Origin of the sequence: Rhizobium sp. J15, assembly GCF_002531825.1 — a bacterium.
In the GTDB taxonomy this organism is placed as follows: Bacteria; Pseudomonadota; Alphaproteobacteria; order Rhizobiales; family Rhizobiaceae; genus Rhizobium.
This window is the reverse complement of sequence record NZ_NWSX01000102.1, coordinates 1-1,462: the sequence shown is the minus strand read 5'-3', so window position 1 is coordinate 1,462 and position 1,462 is coordinate 1. Positions and strand designations below refer to the sequence as shown.

1 protein-coding gene is annotated in these 1,462 nt (G+C 65.7%); it reads right to left on the bottom strand.

Annotated elements, in window-relative coordinates; translation table 11 throughout:
- A partial coding sequence (gene gabD / locus CO670_RS32320; RefSeq protein ID WP_097594068.1) for an NADP-dependent succinate-semialdehyde dehydrogenase occupies positions 1 to 1,446 on the bottom strand: 1,446 nt, incomplete at its 3' end.
- Positions 1,447 to 1,462: the final 16 nt, after the last annotated feature.

Sequence of the window (1,462 nt, the reverse complement as noted above, 5' to 3'; positions counted from 1 at the left end):
GATGCCGCCGAGGCAGACATATTTGATTTCGGTGAATTCCTCGATGCCGTATTTCGAGCCCTCGCGGCCGAGGCCGGAAAGCTTGACGCCGCCGAAGGGGGCTTCGGCCGTCGAGATCAGCCCGGTATTGACGCCGACCATGCCGTATTCCAGCGCCTCGGCCACCCGGAAGACGCGGGCGAGATCCTTGGCGTAGAAATAGGAGGCAAGGCCGAATTCGGTGTCGTTGGCCTGGGCGATGACATCGGCCTCGTCCTTGAAACGGAAGAGCGGTGCGACCGGCCCGAAGGTCTCTTCCTTGGCGACCGCCATGGCCGGGGTGACGTCGGCGAGCACGGTCGCCTCGTAGAAGCGTCCGCCGAGCCGGTGGCGACGGCCGCCGGCAACGACCCGGCCGCCCTTCGACAGCGCATCGGCGACATGCTCCTCGACCTTGGCAAGGGCAGACTCGTCGATCAGCGGGCCGAGATTGATGCCCTCGTCGAAACCGTTGCCGGTCTTCAATGCACCGACCGCCTTCGCCAGCTTCTCGGCAAAGGCGTCATAGACGCCCTCCTGCACATAGAGCCGGTTGGCGCAGACGCAGGTCTGGCCATTGTTGCGGAACTTGGCGATCAGCGCGCCTTCGACCGCCGCATCGAGATCGGCATCGTCGAAGACGATGAAGGGAGCATTGCCGCCGAGCTCCAGTCCGAGCTTCTTGATGGTCGGGGCGCTCTGCCGGTAGAGCTCGGCGCCGACTTCGGTCGAGCCGGTGAAGGTCAGCTTGCGCACGACCGGGCTTGCGGTCATCTCGCCGCCGATGGCGCGGGCCGAACCGGTGAGCACGCTGAACAAGCCCTTGGGGAAGCCGGCGCGCTCGGCGAGGATGGCGATGGCGATGGCCGAAAACGGCGTCTGCGAGGCCGGCTTCAGCACCATGGCGCAGCCGGCGGCAAAGGCAGGGCCGGCCTTGCGCGTGATCATCGCATTGGGGAAATTCCACGGGGTGATGGCGGCGACGACGCCGATCGGCTGCTTCATGACAAGGATGCGCTTGTCCTTCTGATGGCCGGGCACGATGTCGCCATAGAGGCGCCGGGCCTCCTCGGCAAACCATTCGATGAAGCTTGCGCCATAGGCGATCTCGCCCTTGGCCTCGGGAAGCGGCTTGCCCTGTTCCGCCGTCAGGATGCGGCCGAGATCGTCCTGATTGTCCATCATCAGCTCGAACCAGCGCCGCAGGATCACCGCGCGCTCCTTGGCGGTGCGTGCCGCCCATTCCTTCTGCGCAACCTCGGCGGCGGCAATCGCCGCTTTCGTCTCGGCAGCCCCGAGATTGGGAACGCGGCCGAGGATCTCGCCGGTCGCGGGATTGTCGACGGCGATGCCGTCTTCCCCGGCCTCGATCCACGCGCCGCCGACCAAGGCCGCCTGGCGGAACAATGTTGCGTCCTTCAATTGCATGACTGTCTCCTCTTTG